This window comes from Pseudoalteromonas sp. S1609 (assembly GCF_005887255.1).
GTDB lineage: Bacteria > Pseudomonadota > Gammaproteobacteria > Enterobacterales > Alteromonadaceae > Pseudoalteromonas.
The window spans coordinates 1-22900 of record NZ_PNDJ01000070.1; the positions used below are offsets into that span (position 1 = coordinate 1).

19 protein-coding genes are annotated in these 22900 nt (G+C 39.9%); 14 read left to right on the forward strand and 5 right to left on the reverse strand.

The genetic code is table 11. The annotated features are described in order from the left end of the window. Positions 1–181 precede the first annotated feature (181 nt). The 5 genes from CWB76_RS16270 to CWB76_RS16290 all read left to right on the forward strand — a co-directional run bounded on the left by CWB76_RS16270 (position 182) and on the right by CWB76_RS16290 (position 6342). Positions 182–868, forward strand: a complete 687-nt coding sequence (locus CWB76_RS16270) for a tRNA-uridine aminocarboxypropyltransferase (protein ID WP_054201949.1) — start codon at positions 182–184, stop codon at positions 866–868. Between the two features lie 843 nt (positions 869–1711). Then, positions 1712–2716: a Fe(3+) ABC transporter substrate-binding protein gene (locus CWB76_RS16275; RefSeq protein WP_138608996.1), complete on the forward strand. Its 1005-nt coding sequence runs from the start codon at positions 1712–1714 to the stop codon at positions 2714–2716. Further along, positions 2716–4347 (forward strand): ABC transporter permease, encoded by a 1632-nt coding sequence (locus CWB76_RS16280; protein ID WP_138608998.1) that lies wholly within the window; start codon positions 2716–2718, stop codon positions 4345–4347. Before CWB76_RS16275 ends, CWB76_RS16280 begins: the two co-directional genes overlap by 1 nt. Further along, complete coding sequence (locus tag CWB76_RS16285; protein WP_138609000.1) at positions 4348–5403, forward strand: ABC transporter ATP-binding protein; 1056 nt, start codon at positions 4348–4350, stop codon at positions 5401–5403. Between the two features lie 39 nt (positions 5404–5442). Next, a complete protein-coding gene (locus tag CWB76_RS16290; protein ID WP_138609002.1) occupies positions 5443–6342 on the forward strand; it encodes a Dyp-type peroxidase in 900 nt (299 codons plus the stop codon). A 55-nt stretch (positions 6343–6397) separates the two neighbouring features. Here the strand turns inward: CWB76_RS16290 and argR are convergent, their stop codons facing one another. Next, positions 6398–6865, reverse strand: coding sequence for a transcriptional regulator ArgR (gene argR / locus CWB76_RS16295; protein ID WP_008466460.1), 468 nt, complete (start codon positions 6863–6865; stop codon positions 6398–6400). Between the two features lie 225 nt (positions 6866–7090). Between argR and mdh the strand changes: the two genes are divergently transcribed. Then, positions 7091–8023, forward strand: coding sequence for a malate dehydrogenase (mdh, locus tag CWB76_RS16300; protein WP_008466462.1), 933 nt, complete (start codon positions 7091–7093; stop codon positions 8021–8023). A gap of 76 nt (positions 8024–8099) precedes the next feature. On the opposite strand, the gene ispB is transcribed toward mdh, so the two are convergent. After that, a complete protein-coding gene (gene ispB, locus CWB76_RS16305; protein ID WP_138609004.1) occupies positions 8100–9071 on the reverse strand; it encodes an octaprenyl diphosphate synthase in 972 nt (323 codons plus the stop codon). A gap of 423 nt (positions 9072–9494) precedes the next feature. Here ispB and rplU point away from each other — a divergent pair, with 423 nt between their 5' ends. The 7 genes from rplU to CWB76_RS16340 all read left to right on the forward strand — a co-directional run bounded on the left by rplU (position 9495) and on the right by CWB76_RS16340 (position 15079). Then, a complete protein-coding gene (gene rplU, locus CWB76_RS16310; protein WP_138609006.1) occupies positions 9495–9806 on the forward strand; it encodes a 50S ribosomal protein L21 in 312 nt (103 codons plus the stop codon). Positions 9807–9822: 16 nt separating this feature from the next. Next, positions 9823–10080, forward strand: a complete 258-nt coding sequence (rpmA, locus tag CWB76_RS16315) for a 50S ribosomal protein L27 (protein WP_008114963.1) — start codon at positions 9823–9825, stop codon at positions 10078–10080. 153 nt (positions 10081–10233) lie between these two features. Next, complete coding sequence (cgtA, locus tag CWB76_RS16320; protein ID WP_138609008.1) at positions 10234–11385, forward strand: Obg family GTPase CgtA; 1152 nt, start codon at positions 10234–10236, stop codon at positions 11383–11385. 74 nt (positions 11386–11459) lie between these two features. Then, entirely contained in the window at positions 11460–11951 is a 492-nt protein-coding gene (gene folA, locus CWB76_RS16325) for a type 3 dihydrofolate reductase (protein WP_171039647.1), read from the forward strand. 82 nt (positions 11952–12033) lie between these two features. Continuing rightward, complete coding sequence (locus tag CWB76_RS16330) at positions 12034–12408, forward strand: DUF3718 domain-containing protein (RefSeq protein WP_010391650.1); 375 nt, start codon at positions 12034–12036, stop codon at positions 12406–12408. Positions 12409–12600: 192 nt separating this feature from the next. Next, on the forward strand, positions 12601–14541 hold the full coding sequence (locus CWB76_RS16335) for a methyl-accepting chemotaxis protein (RefSeq protein WP_138609010.1): 1941 nt from the start codon (positions 12601–12603) through the stop codon (positions 14539–14541). A gap of 64 nt (positions 14542–14605) precedes the next feature. After that, a complete protein-coding gene (locus tag CWB76_RS16340) occupies positions 14606–15079 on the forward strand; it encodes a peroxiredoxin (RefSeq protein ID WP_138609012.1) in 474 nt (157 codons plus the stop codon). Positions 15080–15147: 68 nt separating this feature from the next. On the opposite strand, the gene CWB76_RS16345 is transcribed toward CWB76_RS16340, so the two are convergent. Further along, positions 15148–17271, reverse strand: a complete 2124-nt coding sequence (locus CWB76_RS16345) for a S8 family peptidase (protein ID WP_138609014.1) — start codon at positions 17269–17271, stop codon at positions 15148–15150. Between the two features lie 307 nt (positions 17272–17578). On the opposite strand from CWB76_RS16345, the gene CWB76_RS16350 reads away from it, so the two are divergent. Continuing rightward, the gene (locus CWB76_RS16350; protein ID WP_138609016.1) at positions 17579–18763 is read left to right on the forward strand and encodes a BaiN/RdsA family NAD(P)/FAD-dependent oxidoreductase; all 1185 of its coding nucleotides are present in this window, start codon (positions 17579–17581) and stop codon (positions 18761–18763) included. Between the two features lie 62 nt (positions 18764–18825). Here the strand turns inward: CWB76_RS16350 and CWB76_RS16355 are convergent, their stop codons facing one another. Beyond that, complete coding sequence (locus CWB76_RS16355; protein WP_138609018.1) at positions 18826–19749, reverse strand: Fic family protein; 924 nt, start codon at positions 19747–19749, stop codon at positions 18826–18828. A gap of 157 nt (positions 19750–19906) precedes the next feature. Further along, entirely contained in the window at positions 19907–22654 is a 2748-nt protein-coding gene (locus CWB76_RS16360; protein WP_138609020.1) for a S9 family peptidase, read from the reverse strand. Between the last annotated feature and the right edge of the window lie 246 nt (positions 22655–22900).

A 22900-nucleotide genomic window follows, 5' to 3' on the forward strand; every position in this document is an offset into this window, starting at 1 on the left:
AACCAGCCCGAAACCTAAAGCCGCACTGGAATATATAAGTACTGCATTTATTATTTTAGTTGATAGCTGATAGCTGATAGCTGATAGCTGATAGCTGATAGCTGATAGCTGATAGCTGATATCTAATTTCTTTTATTTTAGCTACAATGCGCAGCCATCAATTTATAGGTAAATACCCACAGTGACCCAGAGTTTAAAAAATTCAGTTTTAGCATTACGTGCCCAGCAAATAAGTGAATCTCGACGTGAGTTTAATGCCCGTGGTGGAAAAATGGATCGCTGTGAGCAATGCCTAATTGCCAAGCATTACTGTATTTGTGAGGGCGCTGAGTACGCAAGCTGCAACGCTGCGGTATGTTTACTTATGTATCACAATGAAAGTTTTAAACCGTCTAATACAGGGCGTTTAATTGCTGAAATTATCCCTGATAATCATGCGTTTCGTTGGGATAGAACCTCCCCAGATCCTGCTTTATTAGCATTATTGAATAATGATAAATATCAGCCTTTTGTGATTTTTCCGGCTGAAGATGTTGAAACTGATAGGGTGGTAACCCAGGTTGAAACGCATGCAGGTAAACAGCCATTGTTTATATTTTTAGATGGTACATGGCGAGAAGCTAAAAAAATGATTCGTAAGAGTCCTTATTTAGATAACTTACCTGTGCTTTCTATTACCGCAGAAAAACTCTCTGATTACCGATTACGTGTAGCGCCTCATGCTCATCAATTAGGTACGGCAGAAGTGGCTATTATGGTATTAGCATTGGCTGGTGAAGTTGATGCGAGCACTAAATTAGAACAGCATTTTATTAAGTTTCGCGACGCTTATTTACTTGGTAAGCGTAACAAAGGCAGGCCCGAATAAAGTGCAGGGTATTAATACGAAAAAGCTGAATTTGACGCTTGAGTATAGCCTAAACATATATAATTTGGCTGACCGCTGACTTTCAGGCAAAAGAAAAGCGCGAACCATCTCTAGTCGCGCTTGCGGAATCTTCTAACTTTGTTGCATCCTGCAATTGAACCTAATCAACTCCAATTTTTACGATCCGTGTTATTACAATATTACTTTCTAGTTCTATGTAATATAGGCTATCCGGGCCTGTCTCCATAAATCCCTAAAACATCCTGTAAGGTAAAATCTATTACCAATCCTTATTGCACATCCGAGTGCATTCCCTTTGTTACCATTCCGTTGTGTTGCCTTTAAGGCCTGTCCTTTTTGTTCCCTATCCTTTATAAACAACTATTCCGCTGTTGTTATCCATTATGCATCATCCTGATGCTATCCCTTGTGCAACAATCCATTGCGATACTCATCCTGAGCCTGTCCTTAAATCCCTGTTATCCTAAAAACCAAACCTTGGTATTCGAGTAGTTAATCCGTTTCCATTTACTCGGTAAGCGTCGTTGCTTATTTATGGGTTAATTATAGAGAGTGATTTGCAGTAAATGTAGGATAAAACCGCTTATGGTTTATGTTCTTACAAATGAAATATTTATAAATTACTTAAAATACAATGGCTTGCTGTATTTGTGGGGTGTTATGCAGGGTGTTTTTACTCATTTACTGCCATAAGCGTAAGAGATATCTTACAAGGGTTTTCTTTTTTGGGCGTATTTATCACTAAGTAATTATATAAAGTGTGCACTTTTTAGTTCATCGCGGTAAAATTAATGATAATAATTATTAGTCAGGTAAGAAAATATGAAAAAAACACTAGCGCTTGTTGTTGGGTTAATTATCTCAGCACCTGCTGTTGCAACCGATGTTGTGAATATTTACTCATTTAGACAACCTTTTTTAATTAAACCTATTTTAGATGATTTTACACAGCAAACAGGCATTAAAACTAATGTTGTGTTTGCTAAAAAAGGCCTAATCGAGCGTGTTAAGCGTGAAGGCAAGCACAGCAAAGCAGATTTAGTATTAACGTCTAACTTTAGTGCGTTAATTCAATTAGAAGAGCTAAAGCTAACGCAAACTATTGATAGCGAGAAGGTTAATAAGAATGTGCCGGCTGCATTTCGTGATGGCGATGGTCAGTGGGTGGCGCTCACTAAGCGAGTGCGTAATGTTTACTCTTCAAAAGAGCGTTTAGGTCCATTACCTGAGCTGAGTTATGAAGATTTAGCCGAACCTGAATATAAAGGTCAAATTTGTACTCGCTCTGGTAAACACCCTTATAATTTAGGGTTAGTGGCTTCTATGATTGCTCATCATGGTGAAGTCCAGACTAAAACATGGCTTGAGGGTGTAAAAGCTAATTTAGCGCGTAAGCCGCAGGGAAATGACCGTGCGCAAGTGAAAGCCGTTAAAGAAGGTTTATGTAATTTAGCTTTAGGTAACAGTTACTACTTAGGTAAAATGTTGCAAGATGAAGCGCAAAAACCGTGGGCAGATGCGGTTAATATTAATTTTCCAAACCAAACTAACCGTGGTTCGCATATTAACGTATCGGGTGCGGTAATTACTAAGTATGCTAAAAACCCTGAAAATGCCTTGAAACTTATAGAGTATATGACCGACAATAAGGCGCAAAATATGTATGCCTCGCTCAATATGGAGTACCCGGTCAAGCCAGGTGTTAAGCTTTCAAGTTTGGTTGCATCATGGGGAAGCTTTAAGGAAGACAGCTTACCGCTTGATGAAATTAGCAAATATCGTCCATTAGCCCTTAAGCTAATTGATGAGGTGAAGTTCGATCTTTAATGACTTATAAATTTCAGCTGTCGAAGTGGCAGCTTATTGCGTGGTCGACGGGTTTATTACTGTCGACCCCGTTGTTTTTTCTACTAGTAGAATCTTTACAAGGCGACTCAGAGGTATTTACCCACCTGTGGAATACCGTGCTGTGGGACTATATAAGTAATACCGTATTGCTGGTTTTAGGTGTAGGGTTACTTAGCTGCCTGATTGCGTTGCCACTGGGTTGGCTCACCGCTTATTGCCGTTTTCCTGGCAAACAACAGTTTGAATGGGCACTGATGCTGCCACTTGCCATGCCTACCTATATTATTGCTTATGTGTACACGGATTTACTCGACTACGCGGGGCCGATACAAATAACACTAAGAGAATGGTTTGGTTGGCAATCACCCAACGATTACTGGTTTTTTGATATACGCACTTTGCCAGGGGCTATCATCATGATTGCGCTGGTACTCTACCCGTATTTATATTTAATTTTTAAGACCGCACTACGTGAACAATCCTTTAAATTAGTTCAAGCAAGCCAATTAATGGGATTAAGTGCATGGAAAAGCTTTTTTAAAGTAAGCCTAGTGCTTTCTCGTGGCGCTATTGTTGCGGCACTTGCTTTGATCAGCATGGAAACGATGGCTGATTTTGCTACCGTTAGCTACTTTGCAGTCAGTACATTAACCACCGCAGTATACGATACTTGGTTTGGTTATTACTCATTAACTGCAGCAGCAAAAATTTCAGGGGTGATGTTGTTACTGCTATTCTTAGCATTGATCACCGAGCGTTTTAGCCGTCGTAACCAAGCTGTATTTGAGCGTCAGTCAAGTGTGAACAGTGAGGCGCTTTATATTCTTAAAGGTAAGTCTGCATGGTTAGCAACGGGGTTTTGTAGCTTTATTTTAATAATCTCATTTATTATTCCCATGGTTGTTTTGCTCAAGTATGCAATCACGTATTTTGATCAAGCGTGGAGTAGTGAATTTTTTAGCTATGCATGGCAAAGTTTGAAAGTGGCCGCAGTAGTGAGTGTAGTGACTATTGTTTTGAGTGTTTTAGTGGTGTTTTATCAGCGCATTGCAAAACAAGCAAACCCACTTATACCTGGGCGCTTAGCAAGTACCGGGTATGCACTACCTGGGACAGTATTAGCTATTGCTGTATTGTTGCCACTCACCCTATTAGAAAATACTATTAACCGCATTCTGACTCCTTATAGCTTAGATATTGGTTTATTACTTACTGGTAGTTTACTAACGATTATCTTTGCTTATATTGTGCGTTTTTACGCAGTTGCTCATGGTGCTATAGAGTCGAGCTTTTCACGTATTAGCCCCTCGCTTGATATGGCAAGTCAGTCAATGGGGAAAAGCCAAGGCCACACATTACGCTTAGTGCATTTGCCTTTATTACGCCGAGGCTTATTAACCGCTGGTTTATTGGTATTTATTGAGTGTATGAAAGAGCTGCCCGCAGCCTTACTGCTAAGGCCTTTTGATTTTGAAAGTTTAGCTACGCACGTGTTTCAATATGTTAGCGATGAACAATTAGAGCTGGCCTCCATATCAGCTTTATTTATAGTGGTGGTAGGTTTTATTCCGTTATATTTTATTAACCGTTCAATGGAGCAACGTAGTTAAATGAGTAGTTTGATTTTACAAGGTGTGAGCTATGCATATAACGGGACTAAGGTTGTAGATGATTTAGACTTAACCTTAGGTAAAGACGAAATAGTGTGTTTACTCGGTGCCAGTGGCTGCGGCAAAACCACCACGCTTAAAGCCATTGCAGGGTTAATTGAAGCCAAACAAGGACAGGTATTTATTGATGGTAAGTTAGTCAGTGACGCCAATACGTTTGTGTCACCAGAGCATCGTAATATTGGCATGATGTTTCAAGATTACGCATTATTCCCACATTTAACGGTGGCGAATAATATTGGCTTTGGTCTAAGCGGTATGAGCAAAACGGATAAACAGGCTCGTGTGGATGAAATGTTAAAACTTGTGCACTTGGTTGGCTGCGCGGATAGATATCCACATCAACTCTCTGGTGGTCAACAGCAGCGGGTAGCGATTGCGCGTGCATTAGCTTATAAACCCAGCTTACTATTGTTAGATGAGCCGTTTTCTAATATTGATACCCAAGTCCGCTTTGAGTTAATCGCCGATATTAGGCGTATTATTAAAGCTCAACAAGTGTCGGCAGTATTTGTTACTCACTCAAAAGAAGAGGCGTTTGCATTTTCAGATACACTTGCTGTTATGCACCAAGGTAAAATTGCGCAGCAAGGAACGCCAGAGCAGCTTTTTGCTAAACCAAGTTCAAAGGAGGTTGCAGAATTTCTGGGTCAGGGCATATACTTAAGCGCAACTGCATTAACAGCCACTGAATATGAAACGCAGTTTGGTGTGGTTAAATCAATACTGCCACAGCAACACGCAGTGGCTGAAAAGGGGGTTATTTATGTGCGTCCACACCAGCTTGAGCTTGCCAGTTGTAACAATAACGAACTGCTGCAGTGTGAGTGCGTTACAATACTAAGTAGTCGTTTCATCGGCTCTGCCTATGTATACACTGTGGTTATTGCTGAACAAGAAATAGAAGTTGCAGCTCAGTATGGCCAGTCATTTGAAATTAATGAACAGGTTATAATAAAAATAAAACCGCACACTGTGAATTTTTTTGAATCGTAATTAATCACTGTGTTTTGCTCTAAAAAGTAAGGAATAACAATGGTGCAAGCGCAATCAGGGATTTGTGCTGAAGCAAACTTACACGGTTTGCACTTATTTTTTAATGTACTTGACGGTCACGACGAATCACTTCGCGCTAAGCTTAAAAAAGTGAGCGATATTGAAGATGAGTTTAGTGATCAGTTTTCTGAATCTATGCTTTCTTGCATGGTGGCAATTGGTGCGCAATATTGGCCACATATTTTACCTGACTTCATGCCAAGTGAGCTGCAAAGCTTTCCTAATATTACCCATAGCGACTTTGTTATGAGTGCAAGGCCATGTGATTTGTTTGTGCAAATCCGCTCAGACAGAGAAGACGTGAATCATTTGTTTGCACTACAAATACTCAAACTATTCACCCCTGATGTTGAGCTGGTGGAGCAAATTCGTAATTTTCGTTTTTTAGATGGCCGTGATTTTAATGGCTTTATCTATGCGGGAGATACTCCCCATGGCCGTCAAAAACGTGTAACGGCGTTAGTAAACAAACCGGATAGTTTTGAAGACCAAGGTAGTTACATTCATGTGCAGCGCTTCAAACATGACTTGAGCTTGTGGCAGCATTTGTCATTACATGAACAAGAGCAAATAATGGGTCGCACACGCCTTGATAATACCTTACTCAGCCCCGCACTTGAAAGCAGTCATGCGACCCGCAGTGAATTAAAAGACGAACAAGGTCAGGCACTGTTACTTAACCAAAGCATGCCTTATGGCGATGTGTATGAGCAAGGTATGTTAGTGATCACGTGCTCTGCTAAAGGGGATGCATTCGAAAAAGTGCTAACTAGCCGGTTAGGGCAGGGAGAGAATTATGATCACTGGCTTGATTTTACTCAGGCGGATATGGGCTCTGCATTTTTTGCCCCCTCAGTACGATTTTTAAAGCAGTTATAACAATTACAAAACGGCTATACATTATTCATAGCCGTTTTAATTACAGCGTCAGTGATTAAACCGTATCAAATAAAATACGAACACGCTCTAGTGTGAGGTCTATTTCTGAGATCTTAGCTGGTGCTATAAAAATAGTATCATCGCCGGCAATAGTGCCTAAGACGCCATCAGCTTTGCCTAATGAGTCAAGTAAACGCGCAATGAGTTGAGCAGCTCCAGGACTGGTGCGAATAATAATCATCATTTCGTTATGCATAATATCAATAACGAGCTGGCGCAACGGGCTCTTAGCGGTTGGTACCCCCATTTCAGCGGGTAAACAATATACCATTTCTTGTTTTGCATTACGGGTGCGTACCGCGCCAAACTTACTTAACATTCGCGACACTTTACTTTGGCTAATATTATCAAAGCCTTGTTCTTTTAACGCATCAACTATTTCGCCTTGTGAGCCAAAGTTTTCTTCTTTTAAAAGTGCTTTAAAGGCTTTAACCAATGCTTCTTGTTTATCTTGTGGTTGCATAGTGTCTAATTAGTTATGTAATAGATACTGCAAATTCTACACAAAAATGCATAATTATGCAGCAGATGTTTGCTTAAGTTGCCATTTTGCTGCGTTTAAACAGCAAAGTTTACAACTATGGTCGAAAATATAGCTAAAATAAGCAGGATAAATTTGTTTTTAGTCGTTAATTTCTTTATCTTATGAACCACAAATATTTCCTACCTCAAATCACGGAGAATTCCAATGAAAGTTGCTGTATTAGGTGCTGCAGGCGGTATCGGTCAAGCGTTGTCTTTATTATTAAAAACAGGCTTACCAGCTGGCTCTGAATTATCACTATATGATGTTGCGCCAGTAGTTCCTGGTGTTGCTGTTGACCTTTCTCACATCCCAACAGATGTTAAAGTTGCAGGTTTTGGTGCAGACGATTTAGATAAGGCACTAACAGGCTGTGATATCGTTCTTATTCCAGCGGGTATGCCACGTAAGCCTGGTATGGATCGTGCTGATTTATTTAATGTTAACGCTGGTATCATCAAAACATTAGCAGAAGGCATTGTTGCTAACTGTCCTAAAGCGCTTGTGGGTATTATTACTAACCCAGTTAACGGTACTGTACCAATTGTTGCTGAAGTATTTAAAAAAGCAGGAACTTACGATGCTAAGCGTGTATTTGGTATTACAACACTCGATGTGATCCGTTCAGAAGCGTTCATTGCTGAGCTTAAAGGCGTTGACGTAGCAAGCGTTAAAGTTCCAGTAATTGGTGGTCACTCAGGTACAACTATTCTACCGTTACTTTCTCAAGTTGAAGGTGTTACTTTCACTGATGAAGAAGTGGCTGCACTGACTCCACGTATCCAAAATGCGGGTACTGAAGTAGTTAATGCTAAAGCGGGCGGTGGTTCTGCAACATTATCAATGGGTGCTGCTGCTGCACGTTTTTGTATGTCTTTAGTTAAAGGCTTACAAGGTGAAGACGTTGTAGATTATGCATACGTTGCTGTTGAAAATGGTGATGCAGAGTACTTCGCACATCCAGTACGTTTAGGTAAAAATGGCGTAGAAGAAATTCTTTCTTACGGCACACTAAGCGCATTTGAAGAGCAAGCAAAAAATGACATGCTTGAAACTCTGAAAAAAGACATTAAAGAAGGTGTTGATTTTATGGCGTAATAGCCAAAATTAACCCATAAAAAAAGCCTGCATTTGCAGGCTTTTTTATTGCTCGGAATTATCTACACAGTATAACTTAGTGGTCGCGATCAACCGCTATTCTAGCTAAGCTAATTAATGCTTGCTTGTAATTCGACTCAGCTAAGCAATCTAAACAAGCAATCGCTTTCTCTGCTTCTTGCTCTGCTTTTTGCATAGTGAACTCAAGGGCATTGGTATGTTTAAGTGCAGCGAGTATCTCATCTAGATGCGCCATACCATTACAGTGCTCTATTGCATCTCTTATTAACTGTGTTTGATGCTCGCTACCGTGTTGCATGGCATAAATTAGTGGTAATGTAGGTTTGCCTTCAGCTAAGTCATCACCAATGTTTTTACCCAGTTGGTCGGCATCGGCGTTGTAATCTAAAACATCATCCACCAACTGAAAGGCAGTGCCTAAATGCATACCGTACAAATTGAGTGCGTTTAATACACTGTCATCTTGCTCAGTTATAATGGCAGCTAGCCCGGTTGCAGCTTCAAATAACTTAGCGGTTTTAGAGTAAATAACCTGCATATAACTGGCTTCAGTAGTATCTGGGTCATTACAGTTCATTAATTGCAGCACTTCGCCTTCAGCAATAATATTGGTTGCATCGGCCAACACTTGCATTATCTGCATTTTACCAAGGCCTACCATTAGCTGAAACGAGCGAGTATAAATAAAGTCTCCCACGAGGACACTTGCGGCATTACCAAACTCGGCATTTGCTGTGGGTGTGCCACGGCGCAAGTTAGATTCATCTACCACATCGTCATGTAAAAGCGTTGCGGTATGAATAAATTCAATAATTGTTGCTAGCGTAATGTGATCTTTGCCTTGGTAACCTAGCGCTTTAGCCGCCAAAATAGCTAACATGGGGCGAACACGTTTGCCACCGCTGTTAACAATATACAAACCAAGTTGATTAACTAACGCCACATCTGAGCGCATTTGCGCATGTATTAGTTGATTGACGTCATTCATATCGCTTTCGATTAACGCCTGGATAGCTTTTATATCCATTGATCTCCGAGCCAATTTTAATGTGTGAACGGCGCAGATTGTACAACAAAAAACGCATCAGCTCGATATTTTGTGATGATTCCTTAAAAAAACACCCTTAAGTAGGTTAAATGACCTATTAACTAGCTGAATAAATGATTAAACGGCGTGGTTTAATTTTGAATCACCCCTGGCGGTTAATTGAACTACATGGGCTTGCTTTGTTATTACAAATTTATTTTCTGTAACCGTTAAAAAGCGCTTGGCAAAGGGGGATTTTCATATAAAATAGGGGAAATATTGAATTGCCCTCAATGTAGCTACTTTTTATTCATTTAATTATAAAAATAGGCTTGCTAGTTATTTCGCGTTAGCGTAAACTTCGCGCCCTATCGAAGAATATTTTAGTTGCGCCGATTTGAGGGTGCACAGACGGAGTTAATTATGTACGCGGTTTTCCAAAGTGGTGGTAAACAGCATCGTGTGACTGAAGGTCAAACGATTCGTCTTGAAAAATTAGACGTTGAAACTGGTGCGGCAGTGGAGTTTGATTCAGTACTTTTAGTTGCTGATGGTGAGAAGATCGAGATTGGTGTACCGTTCGTAAACGGTGGTAAAGTAACAGCTGAGGTTGTTTCACACGGTCGCGGTGAGAAAATTAAGGTTGTTAAATTTAGACGCCGTAAGCATTCTCGTAAGCAAATGGGCCATCGTCAATGGTTCACTGAAGTTAAAATCACTAGCATTAGCGCTTAATTAGAGGTACTTAGAAATGGCACATAAAAAAGCAGCTGGTAGTACTCGTAACGGTCGCGATTCAGAAAGCAAACGCCTAGGTGTTAAGCGTTTTGGTGGCGAATCAGTTCTAGCGGGTAGCATCATTGTTCGTCAGCGTGGAACTCGTTTCCACCCAGGCGCAAACGTAGGTATCGGTAAAGACCACACTATCTTCGCAAAAGCAGATGGTAAAGTTCAGTTTGAACAGAAAGGTCCTTTAAACCGTAAATACGTAACTATCGTAGCTGAGTAATCAGTAAGGTAGTTAAAAACCCCGCCTTTGCGGGGTTTTTTGTTTTAAGCAGTTCTAAATATATACCCAAGTGTTTTTATGCTCAGTGTGCTCTATAGGCCACTTAGGTATATAATAGAGTTATTAACAAGCCAATCCCTAAAGTGAGTAATCATGAAGTTTGTAGATGAAGTAGAAATTCGCGCAGAAGCTGGTGACGGTGGCAGCGGCATCGTGTCTTTTCGTCGTGAGAAATATGTTCCAGATGGTGGACCTGATGGCGGTGACGGTGGAGACGGTGGTAGTGTTTATCTACAAGCTGATGAAAACTTAAATACCCTTATTGACTATCAATTTGAGCGTTTTCATAGAGCAGAACGTGGTACTAACGGTCAAAGCCGTAATTGTACCGGTAAAAAAGGTGAAGATCTGATTGTAAAAGTGCCGGTAGGTACACGTATCATTGATGTTGATACGCAAGAATCATTAGGGGATTTAACCCAAGATGGTCAACGAATTGTGGTTGCAAAAGGCGGTTTCCATGGCTTGGGGAATGCGCGTTTTAAATCAAGTACTAACCGTGCCCCACGTCAAAAAACACTCGGAACACCTGGGGAAGTGCGTAACCTTAAATTAGAGCTAATGCTACTCGCTGATGTAGGTTTACTGGGTTTACCTAATGCCGGTAAATCAACCTTTATTCGCAGTGTATCGGCTGCAAAACCAAAAGTAGCAGATTATCCATTCACTACGCTTATCCCCAATTTAGGTGTTGTTCGTCCTGAAGCAAATAAGTCATTTGTCATCGCCGATATTCCTGGCTTAATTGAAGGTGCATCGGACGGCGCAGGCTTAGGTATTCGTTTCTTAAAGCATTTAGAGCGCTGTCGTGTGTTATTACACATTATTGATGTTATGCCAGTTGATGGCTCAAATCCTGTTGATAATGCTTTTGCAATCATCAATGAGCTACATCAGTACAGTCCTAAGCTTGCTGAAAAGCCGCGCTGGTTGGTATTTAATAAAATTGATTTATTGCCTGAAGATGAAGCCAAAGCTCTATGTGAGCAAATTGCAGAAGAGTTAGGTGAGTCTGAAAATACTTATAGTATTGCTGCAATTAATAAATTAAATACTCAGCCATTAATTCACGACATCATGACGCTACTTGATAACATGCCTAAAGAAAAATTTGTTGAAGTTGCAGATGAAGAAGTTGAATTTAAGTGGGATACCTACCATCAAAAAGCCACTAAAGGCGATGATGATGACTGGGATGATTGGGATGAAGATGATTACGACGTAGAAGTTGTCTACGAGCGTTAACTATAATTGTATATATTTAAAAGGAGCTAACGCTCCTTTTTCTTTGATTAATAATAAAGTATTGGGTATTTAGTGTGATAATTTCAATGATTGCAGCAATGGCAAACAATCGTGTCATTGGCTTAGATAATAAAATGCCATGGCACTTACCTGGCGACCTTCAGCACTTTAAAAAAGTAACTTCTGGTAAGCCCGTTATTATGGGGCGTAAAACATTTGAATCGATAGGTAGGCCGCTACCTGGACGTCGTAATATTATTATTACTCGCAATACTGAATATCAAGCACCGGGAATTGAAACTGTAACCACTCCTGAAGCTGCACTTGAGCTTGTTAATGATATTGCCGAAGTGATGATTATTGGTGGTGGAAACATCTATCAGCAGTTCTTAGAGCAAGCACATCGCTTGTATCTAACCTTTATAGACTTAGATGTAGAAGGGGATACACAGTTTCCTGATTACCAAAGTGTTGCAAATTGGCAAATTGAAGATGAAATGTTGATGGCGCCTGATGAGAAAAATAAATATAGTTATAAATTCGTAACTTTGAATAAAGTCTCTTAACATTATTGCCAAAATCTGAGCGTGTTGGTACAATATTAAACAGTCGAGTACGAAAAAAGTATTAATATAGGGTGTCCAATCAATGATTAAATTACCGAAACTAGTTGTAATTGCTGCTATTGCAGCGGGTTCGTTTGCTTATACTGCGCCTGCAAGCGCTAATGACCAGTTAGCTGTTTCAGTTTGTGAATACATTGCTGGTGATGATAAAAACCGTCTACGTAGCAAATTAAAAAGTTCACGTGTGAAAGTTCGTAATATCTATGATGCAGTTTTTTGTAATGGTAATAACTTATTGCGTCATGCTGTTGCAAGTAATGCAGTTGATACAGGCGAGTACATTGTTAAAAACTTATCTAAGAGCTCACTTGAAGACGGTGCAGATATTGCTTGGGCTGAGGCAAATCATGCAGGCTCACCTTTAATCCCTATTATTAAAGACCGTGCAGGCCTTTAAATAAAAGCTTAATTAATAAAAAAACCGCGTTTAAACGCGGTTTTTTATTTACTTAGATAAATTGTCATTTTGCACCCTGTCTAACTACTTTTAAGTCTAATTCCCTCAAGTATTTATCCTTATTACTCTTGTTACATAAATATGTCATAAAAATTCAATACTCTATGTGTATTTCAGTTTTGAGATATATTTATGCGTGTATCATTTTTTACCCGTTTACTAGCCATTTTACTAACATTTGCAAGTATCCTTCTAGCCGCGACCTTGTTATGGGCAAGCCATACATTACTAAAACTTCAGCAACAAGATAACGCATACAGCCATTTAAAAAATAGCATAATGGTTGAGCTTGCCAATCAATTAGAGAGTTACTTAGCGCAAGGTAATAGCCAATACTTAAAACAATCATCTACCTTGATTGAGCAACTTAAAGCCCAACAGTTAACGGTGCTTCCTCATGAGTTAGAAGCTCGTTTAGCTGAACAATTAACTTCATTAAATACAGATATTAATGGTAAATACAGATCACTTGGAAAACTCTCTGGCAATGAAACTGCGCTGTTAGATAACGCGCTTAGGCAAATGGCGGGCTCAGCCTCTTCACTTATTAATTATGCGCAAAAAGCATCAACGCAAGCCAGTAACGCTCTTAATTATTATAAATTAGCGAGTGATTATTACAGTGAAGTGGTTAATTTATCACTATCGACTTATCAACTGCTAAATAATTATCAACCTGAGATAGAAAAAAACCTGCAACAAAGCATAAAAACCCTAAACTTACTGGCGGTAAAAATTGAGCAGCTACCTAACTTAGGAGTAATGACTGAGGTTGATGAATTTGCTTTATTTGTAGATGAAGAACCTGAAGATTTGGCTGCTGAAATAAAAGCAGAGTTGGTGAGTTGGCCTAAACGTTATCTGCGTGATTTAAGCAGTACTTTATCGCAATCAAAACTACGTCGTTCAGGAACGAATGAGTTACGCGAACAAATTAGCTTACTATCAAATACAGTGATTGAGGCAGAGCAAACATTAAAAGCGCAGCAAGATACCGTAAAGCAACAAGTGTTCTGGGTGTTTGGAATAGCAATAGGTGGACTAGTAATATTAGCTTTTGGTGTTTATTGGGTACAGCGCAGACAGGTTTTACAACCTTTACGACAACTGCGAGATGGGTTTGCATTCTTAATCGAAAGTAATGAGTTAAAAAATATTACAGTGAATAACCCTAAAACAGAGGTGGGTGAAATAGCGCAGTATTTTAACCAGTTAATTGAACGCCAGCGTTTGGAAGCGCAAGAAAGAGCAGATATGCTTAATGTAGTCAGTGATTTCATGCAGCAGATGAGTGGGCATTTATACACGATAGGTCAAAAAAGTAATGCGAGTTATCAGCAGGTAAATCACAATGAAGAACTGCTTCTTAATATTCAGCAACTTGGCGAGCAGGTTAATCATATCAATGCTCAAGCTGCTGAAAATGCTCAAAGTACTTATGAAGCAATGCAACAAAGTGTTGGTTTTGCCAAAAGTATGCTTAATGCCAGTTCTGATACACAGCAGCGTATTGAGCAAGGTATGCATAGTGTTCAGGAATTACTGAGCGGGGTACAGGGAGTAAGCAATATTATTACGGTCATACGTACCATCGCTGAGCAAACAAACTTACTCGCGCTCAATGCTGCGATTGAATCAGCAAGAGCAGGTGAGCAAGGTCGAGGTTTTGCCGTGGTTGCTGATGAGGTAAGGCAATTAGCTATGCAGACTCAAGGTTCGTTAAAAGAGATTAATGATCAATTGGCGCTACTAAGCGAAAACTCTCAAGAAGTCTATAAACAAATCAATGCATTAACTGAGGATGCACAGTTACAAACTGCAAATGCTCAAGAGCTTAAAGCAAACTCTGAAGGAGTTGCAGATAATGCGCAGCAGGCTAATAAAGTTGCGATTGATGCAATGGAATTGGCTAAACAACAAAGTAATTTCCTTAGTGACTTTACTCTATCAATGCATGATATGAAAAGCCAAGTAAGTGAGTCGAGTGAATTAGTTGCTGATATAGGCTCGCAATTAGAGTTGCAAATGACATCTATTAAAGAAGGTTTAGGTTTAGATAACAACAGCGATTAATCGAAGACGAATTAAATATTAATCTGTATGCTAAAAGACTATTTAATTACCCTAAGGAATTAATATGATAGAGCAAGGTCAGACAATACCTGCAGTAAATTTATCTCAGCTTAGTGATAAAGGTATGCAAACACTCACTAATAATGAATTATTTACAGATAAAAAAGTTGTGTTATTTGCGGTGCCTGGTGCTTTTACACCCACTTGTTCGAATGCTCATTTGCCTGGTTATATCGCGCTAGCCGATAAAATTAAGGCTAAGGGTATTAACGCTATCTACTGTGTATCGGTAAATGATGCATTTGTGATGAAAGCATGGGGTGAGTCACAAAATGCAGAGCATATAGATATGCTGGCAGACGGTGATGCTAGTTTTACTCGTGCTTTAGGTCTTGAAAAAGATACCGCAGGCTTTGGTGGTTTGCGCTCGAAACGTTACGCTATGGTTGTAGATAATGGTGTTGTTAACCAATTATTTGTCGAGCAAGAAAAAGAATTTGTAATAAGTAGCGCTGAAGTCGTTTTAGCTAAACTATAACTAATCTGCGTTTATCAGTAAAAAAGCCGATACATATATATCGGCTTTTTATTAAAAGAGTAGATGGACTATGGCTGGTATTGACCACTTAGCGTTAAACCTGAGAAGGTTTGATACGCATTAACACTTAAATGCCATGTGCCTGCTTGAGGGTTGCTAAATGTACATGTTTCGGCGTTACCAGTTTTAAATGGGCGGCAATCATAGCTTGAGCTGGTTGGCTGACTACCAAATTTTACAAATAAGTCAGCATCACCAGTGCCACCTGATGTTGTTACAGTAAAGTTAGCCATGCCAGCAGGAACTTCTAGCGTGTAATGCTTCCACTGACCTGCTGTTGCAGAAACATCAGATACTGTACCGCCACCCGCTTGTGGTGTGCCTGAGTCTGAACCGCCTGTGATGTTACCGACTAAACTAACGCCAGTGTAGGCTGAGTAGCCGTTTAGCATTATATGATAAGTACCTGAAGTTGGGTTATCGATAGAACACTCTTCACTGTTACCTTCATTGTAAGGACGGCAATCATAAGTGCTTGTTGTCGGTTTACTACCAGCACGTACATACAAGTCAGCATCACCTGTACCACCACTCATTGTGAAAGTTACATTAGTAGCACCGCTTGGGACTGTCATAGTGTAAAAGTTTTGTGTACTTGTCGCACCGCTTAAGCCTGTTTTCGCTTGCCCATCAATAAGCTCATTATCACCTGATGTTGGCGGTGGTGTACCACCAGAGGCTGCTGCAACAGCAGCGGCAGCATCAACAATGCCTGTGCCACAGTTAGTACAAGTTGCTGGGAATGCACGAGTTGTTGTTTTTAAAATATTTTCTATTTCATCAGGTGTCGCGTTTGGTTTTGCTTGTTTGATTAATGCTGCTACACCTGCAACATGAGGGGCGGCCATTGATGTACCTTGCGAAAAACCATAGCTGTCGCTTGATGGTGTTGTTGAGCCTGAGTTGTAAGTAGATAAAACACCTTCAGAATCATTAGCAAAATTTTGTGCGCCACCCGGTGCTGCTACATCAATATTGCTACCATAATTTGAGTAATATGCGCGGCCACCGTTACGACCAACTGATGCAACATTAACAACTCCATTACAGTTACCCGGGTTGTAGTTTGCAGAATTATCGTTATCGTTACCTGCAGCTATTACAACAACAGAGCCGTTGTTACGTGCAGTATTAATCGCATTTTGAGTCGTTGAGCTACATGTACCTGCACCACCTAAACTCATGTTTATAACATCTGCAGGGTTTGGGTTTGTAGATGTACCTGATACGTTTCCGCCTGAAGCCCAAATAATGCCGTCAGCAATATCTGAGGTCAAGCCGCCACATTTACCTAATACACGTACTGGCACTACTTTGGCGTCGTAAGCAACACCAGCAACGCCTTCACCATTATTAGTCACAGCAGCGACTGTGCCTGCTACGTGAGTACCATGCCAGCTAGAGCCTTGTGCTCCATTATCACCACATTCACCAGCAGCGACAGCATCACCAGGATCGCGAGCATCGTTATCACGGCCATTGCCATCATTAGCGACTGATAGATTAGAGATCATATCGTAGCCAGGTAAAATATTGGCGTTTAAATCAACATGTGGGCGGTAACCAGTATCTAGAACAGCCACAACTGCACCACTGCCTGTGGCAGTATTCCAAGCCGTAGGTAGATTTAGACCACCCGCTTGCTCATAGTAATGCCATTGGTCGCCATAGCGAGGATCGTTTGGTGTGGCAAATGGCTTTAGCATTTGATCGATTTCGATATATTCAACACTACCTGAATTAATTATTTCTTGCATAAACTGTTGCGCTTCTTCGGCATTGAGTTTTTTGTCAGCACGCATTACGTGATGATCATTTAATGCCATTGCACGGATATATTTAGCTTTAACTTTACCTTTTTTTGAGGTGAAGTTTTTTACAAAGCTTTGCGCTTGTTTATTCATCATTGCAGACGATGCTTCAGCTGTTGATGTACTCATTATATCGCTATTATTTTTATATTTGATAATGAACTGAGTTTCAAACCCACTTTGATTTTGCATTTTAACTGAGGTTTCAGCCATTGATGGTGCGATTGCTTGTGCTGGATTTGCCATGCTTGAGCTGGCTGCAAATAGTGTACTTATTGTTAGCGCAACAGCGCATTTTTTAAATGAATTATTAGAAGTCATAATTACCCTTAGTTTTATTATTATTTGTGGAAAGCCACAAAGCGGGTACAAAGGTAAATGATCTGTTAATAATTTTGAAATATTAAATACGTATGTGCCTATCTCATTTAGTTATAACCGTGAATTTAGTAACCTTTCAGTCGTTTTGTATTTGTTTTTATTGTGTTGACGATCCTAATGTATTAGATTTATTTGGTGTTTTTTATCATTATTTAATCTTTATTGATAAATTAAAAACAATATAACAGCTATCTTGTTGTTACCGAAACTTTGTTATAATTCACCAAAGTTTTTAAGAGATGACCAAATGACTCACCTTGATGTGATAGTGATCGGTGCCGGAGCTGCAGGTTTAATGTGTGCAGCACAAGCAGGATATCGCGGCCGAAGTGTTACAGTGCTTGATATGGGTAAAAAGCCAGGACGTAAAATTTTAATTAGTGGTGGCGGGCGATGTAATTTTACTAACGAAACTGCGAGCCCTAATAACTATTTATGCACTAATCCCCATTTTGTAAAGTCGTGCTTAAGTCGTTATACCCAACATGACTTTGTAGAGCTTGTAGACCGACATGGTTTGGCGTATCACCATAAAACATTGGGACAATTATTTTGTGACAATAGCGCACAAGACATTGTTGATATTTTACTAACCGAATGTGAGTGGGCTGGCGTTACAATTAAACTACGCAGCGAAGTGTTAAATGTAGCTAAAACAGCAACAGGTTACAGTGTCACAACTGAGCAAGAAACTCTGACCTGCGAGTCGTTAGTTGTCGCATCGGGCGGTTTAACTATGCCTAAACTTGGCGCGACGCCAATAGGTTATAAAATTGCAGAGCAATTTGGTTTAAAGGTATTGCCGACGATGGCTGCTCTAGTTCCCTTTACCTTACATCAACACGATAAAGAGCGTTTTGAAGGGCTTTCGGGTATTAGTATTTCTTGTGAAGTTGCAAGCGAAGATGGCACTGTATTTAAAGAGAATATTTTATTTACTCACCGCGGCTTATCCGGGCCTGCCATATTACAAATAAGCTCATTTTGGCGAGCAGGTCAGGCGGTGACGATCAATTTATTACCTGAACTCGATTTAAAGCAACAGCTAGCCGATTGGCGAGAAACGCAAGCGCAAAAATCGTTAAAAAATAGCCTTGCTACTATCTTACCTAAGCGTTTTGTTGAAATACTCTATGACAGTAAAGCTATTCCTGATTGCAATATTAACCAGCTAACGCATGGCCAAATAGATGCACTCGCGGATTATATTCATGCTTGGCAAATTAAGCCAAATGGTACTGAGGGTTACAGAACTGCAGAAGTGACTTTAGGTGGTATAGATACCGACGAGTTAAGTTCTAAAACATTTGAGGCTAAAAAAGCCAAAGGTTTATACTTTATTGGTGAAGTGACCGATGTAACGGGTTGGCTAGGAGGCTATAATTTCCAATACGCGTGGAGCTGTGGATTTGCCGCTGGGCAATACGCGTAAAAAGTCGCTCAGCGCGGCTTATTAAACCTGCCACTTAAGCTCTTAAGTGGCATTTTTTATTTCTAACTTTTAAGTCTATATTGCTGCATTTTACTATTCGGTTTTTCGGGAATAGTCATTTCGATTATGCCTGCATCAATTGCAGGTTTTAAATAGCGCTCTCTAAAATGTTTTCGATCTTTTAACCCTAGCTGGTTTTGTAGCTCTTGTCGGTTTAATGGTTTTTCGCTTTGGTTAAATACATTTATTAAAGCGATGACTTGGGGGGCTTGTATGTCTAAGTGTATAGTGTTTTTAACTTGAGGGGTTTGTTGTGGGGTTTGGCTTTTTGTTATTGATTTTAAATCACTTTCTAAAACGTTCAATGCTGAAAGTAATGTCTCTAACATGTACTCAATAAATACGGATGAGTCACCTGTTTTGGTACTTAGGTTAATGCTTTCAACGTATTGTTGGCGTGTTGTCGCTATTAGGTTATGAATGTTTAGTAATGAAAATAGCGTATGCCACTGCGATAATTGTTGGGTTTGCCAAGTACAGGCTAATTCAGTATTACCCAGTGAAACAGGTTGGATAAACTGCAATTCATAATGACATACTGCGCTACTGATTAGAGGGTGATGGTTGGTTGTATTAAACCACGCAAATAGCTCTTCTACCATTTGTGGCACTCGCATTGCCTGTGGTGCCATTTGTAAGCCATTTTTTAACGCTAGACTTTGCTCCCTATAACAGCCTGACTTTTCAGTCTTATTTTTCATTAAGCTGCGATGCAGAGCTAATAAGCTATCTGGGCTTGATAGGTCAGATGCTGTGAATTGAAACTCAGAGTTTTTCATTTGTATAGAGGTGGGTTTTTGTTGCTTATAGTGCTCAATAGTTGCTGGCGAATATAAGGCACTGATTTTACCTAAAGCTTCACTAATATTTGCAATGCTGTGAGTCATGCTGGCTGAGATTGAAAATGGGGGAGTGGCGTTGCTCATTTCGTTATAGAGGTTGTTTAAATCAGGAGATTAGAATACGCGAACTGAATATAAAAGTCAGTTTTAATAGTGATTTAGTATTTATTTAAAACTTTATATAGTCTTTAATTGCTGGTTTTAAATGTTAAACCGACGCCAAATAGCGCCGGTTTATTAGTTACTCTTCGATAAACGCTTCACCCTCTTTCATCCACTTAGCGGCTGGCTTGCCTTTTAAGTAATGATCAAAGTACTGCATCATGCGCACGGAGAAATCTACCTGATTAGGGAATTGCTTTAAGTGATGCGGTTCACCTTCATATTGTAAAAATGTGGCATCTTTACCCGCACGGCGCAGTGCTAAGTAATATTGCACGCCTTCATGCCATGGCACAGCATCATCTTTATCACCAAACATAATCAAAATAGGGGTATTTACTTTATCCGCAAAAAAGACTGGCGAGTTCTCAATATAAAGCTCTGGGGCTTCAAATAAGTTTTTACCAATGCGACTTTGCCCTGTTTCATATTGAAATTGGCGAGCAAGCCCTGACTTTAAGCGAATGCCACTGTAGGCGCTGGTCATGTTAGACACTGGCGCACCCGACACTACAGCTTTAAACATATCAGTTTCAGTGATCATAAACGCGCTTTGATAACCCGCCCATGAGTGGCCTTGTAACCCTATTTTATTAGCATCGGCAATGCCTAAATCAATCAGCTTTTGAGTGGCGTTGATCATGGTTTGAGTTGAAGACTTACCTGGGTGACCTATTTCAAAGCGAATATCAGGTAAAAAGATGGCGTAGCCATTTGATGTAAACATCGGAAAGTTAGGGCGATGATTTAATTCCATTTTAGGGAAATCGTACATACGCTGGCTCATATAGCGGTAAAAGTACACCACAACCGGTACTTTATCGCCTTTTTTATAGCCGGCAGGTTTGATTAATACCCCTTGTAAATCTTCTCCATCAAAGCCTTTATAGTTAATAAGTTCAGGCTTTTCTCCCCAAGCAAAATTAGTTACCTGAGGATTAAGGTTAGTGACTTGTTGTGCTTGTTTGAAGCTAAAGCCTGTTTGATAAATATCAGGAAATTGCTGATAGGTTTGCTCAGTAAATAAGTATTTATCGGCATTTTTGGCTTTTTTAATTACATCAAAACGCTTATTACCTGTGAGTACTTTAGTAACGTTAAGCGTTGTTAAATTAAGTTTAGCCACCTCACTTTGCTTACTTTGTAAGTTAATTGCAGAGAGCAAAAGAGTATCATTGCTGTTAAAGCCCACTTGGTTTTTATCAAGCTTGATTACTCTGTACTGAGTATTACTTTGTTTACCATTAGTTAAGCGTTTGGCTTGCTTGGTATTTACATTAAACGACCAAATATCATATTTACTATAAACCAGTATTTCGCTGCTATCGTTAAGCCAGCCAGCAAAGCCATAGCCAGGCTGCTTAGATGGGTAATCGTGTTTGTCATCGGCAAAGGTAGCGTTAATTGCTTTGCTGAGTACGCTCACTTTGTTATTGCCTAAGTTTTTAAGCTGTACTTGGTTGTTATCAAAGTAAGCAGCAAACTGACCATTAGGCGCAAGGCTAGGTCTAAATGGATAGTCGTTAATAATAGGTGTTTGTTTACCCGTTTTTATATCAACCGCAAAGTAGTCAGCAAAAAAGCCGCCATACATTATTTTTTCAAGATGGGCTAGATTTGAGTAGCCTAATAATGAATCCACGCGTTCAGTATTAAGTGCCAGCTCTGGCATATTTGGTGTGCTTAACTGTACAACTTGTTGCGAGTTTACATGGTATACCGCCGTGTAATGTCGATTTTTATTGTTTTTATTCCATTGCTGCTCTTCGCGAGGTTTAATTTGCGCATCGTTGTTGTGCCATACATTTAACCCTTTTTGGTCGCGAATAACCTCAAAGTTATACAGTGAAGACTCATCGGTATATTCTTTTTGCTTAACTTTTGCAGCAAGTTTTGGGCGGTTTTCAAAGTATAGGCGTGTACCATCTTCGGCCCACTTTAATGTCGCAGTTTTACCCATTAACCATTCTGGGTTAGGTGACTGCACAGTGGTAAGCGTTTCGTTCTGCCAAAGCGTTAATTCGTATTGGCGGCGACGCTTATCATCGTTTACATAGTTACCTAAAGTAAATGCAACACTCTTATTGATTGGATGCCAAGCTATTTCGTTGGCAACCACACCTGGCTCGTCAATTAATGCCGTGCTGGAAAAATCATTGAGTGAAAATAAAGTAATTTGATTATTATTGCCATCCACATAGCTTTGGCTCACTAATAATTGATCGCTGCTGGCGCTAATATCATAGGTGAAGGCACTTTCAAGAGTGTAGGTGCGTTTATCGCTTAAGTTGACGATAACCAGCGGGTAGCTTTTATCTTTTTTGTCTGCAGGGATAGCGCTATCGTTATCGGCGTTTTTATCATCCGCGTCGGTGCTCTCATTTTTGCGATAGGCAAGCCATTGGCCGTTATTAGCGAGTACGTAGTCTTTTACGTCATTAAAACGTTGTTGCTCACCGGTTTGAGTATTCACTAATACTAGATTGTTTTTTAGATCGCTTTTTTTCTTAGTGGTTTCTTTTTCAAGTAGGGTAGGCACTTGAGTGAATGCAACCCAGTTCGCCATTTTGTTAATTGTAGGGCGAGTGCCTCGCTCTACTTCAGCAATAAGCTTGTTATTATTTAGCGAGTAGACTTGCCCTGTGGCATTACCGCGATAAGGGGTTGCACTTAAAGAGAGGATTTGACCATTTTCAGAAAGCTGTGTGCCTTTTGCAGATTTAAAATCAAATACATCTTTAAATTCTAATGGCTTATTTGCTAAGGCACTAGCGCTCGTTAAGCTGGTAATAAGTGCACAGCCTATAAGAGTGAGTTGTGTTTTCATTATAGATTCTCGTTTTTTAACATTATTTTATTGTAACGAGTTTTAATAACAATTCGAGTAGATACGATAAGTGGTAGCAGGGCAGAGATGAGAGGTTAAAAATGAATGGTAAAAGGTAAAAGGTAAAAGGTAAAAGGTAAAAGGTAAAAGGTAAAAGGTAAAAGGTAAAAGGTAAAAGGGAAAATTTTCGGGGTAGTGGTGGCGTGGGTTATGGTGAAGCTGAAATATAAGGCGGGAAGTGTTTTA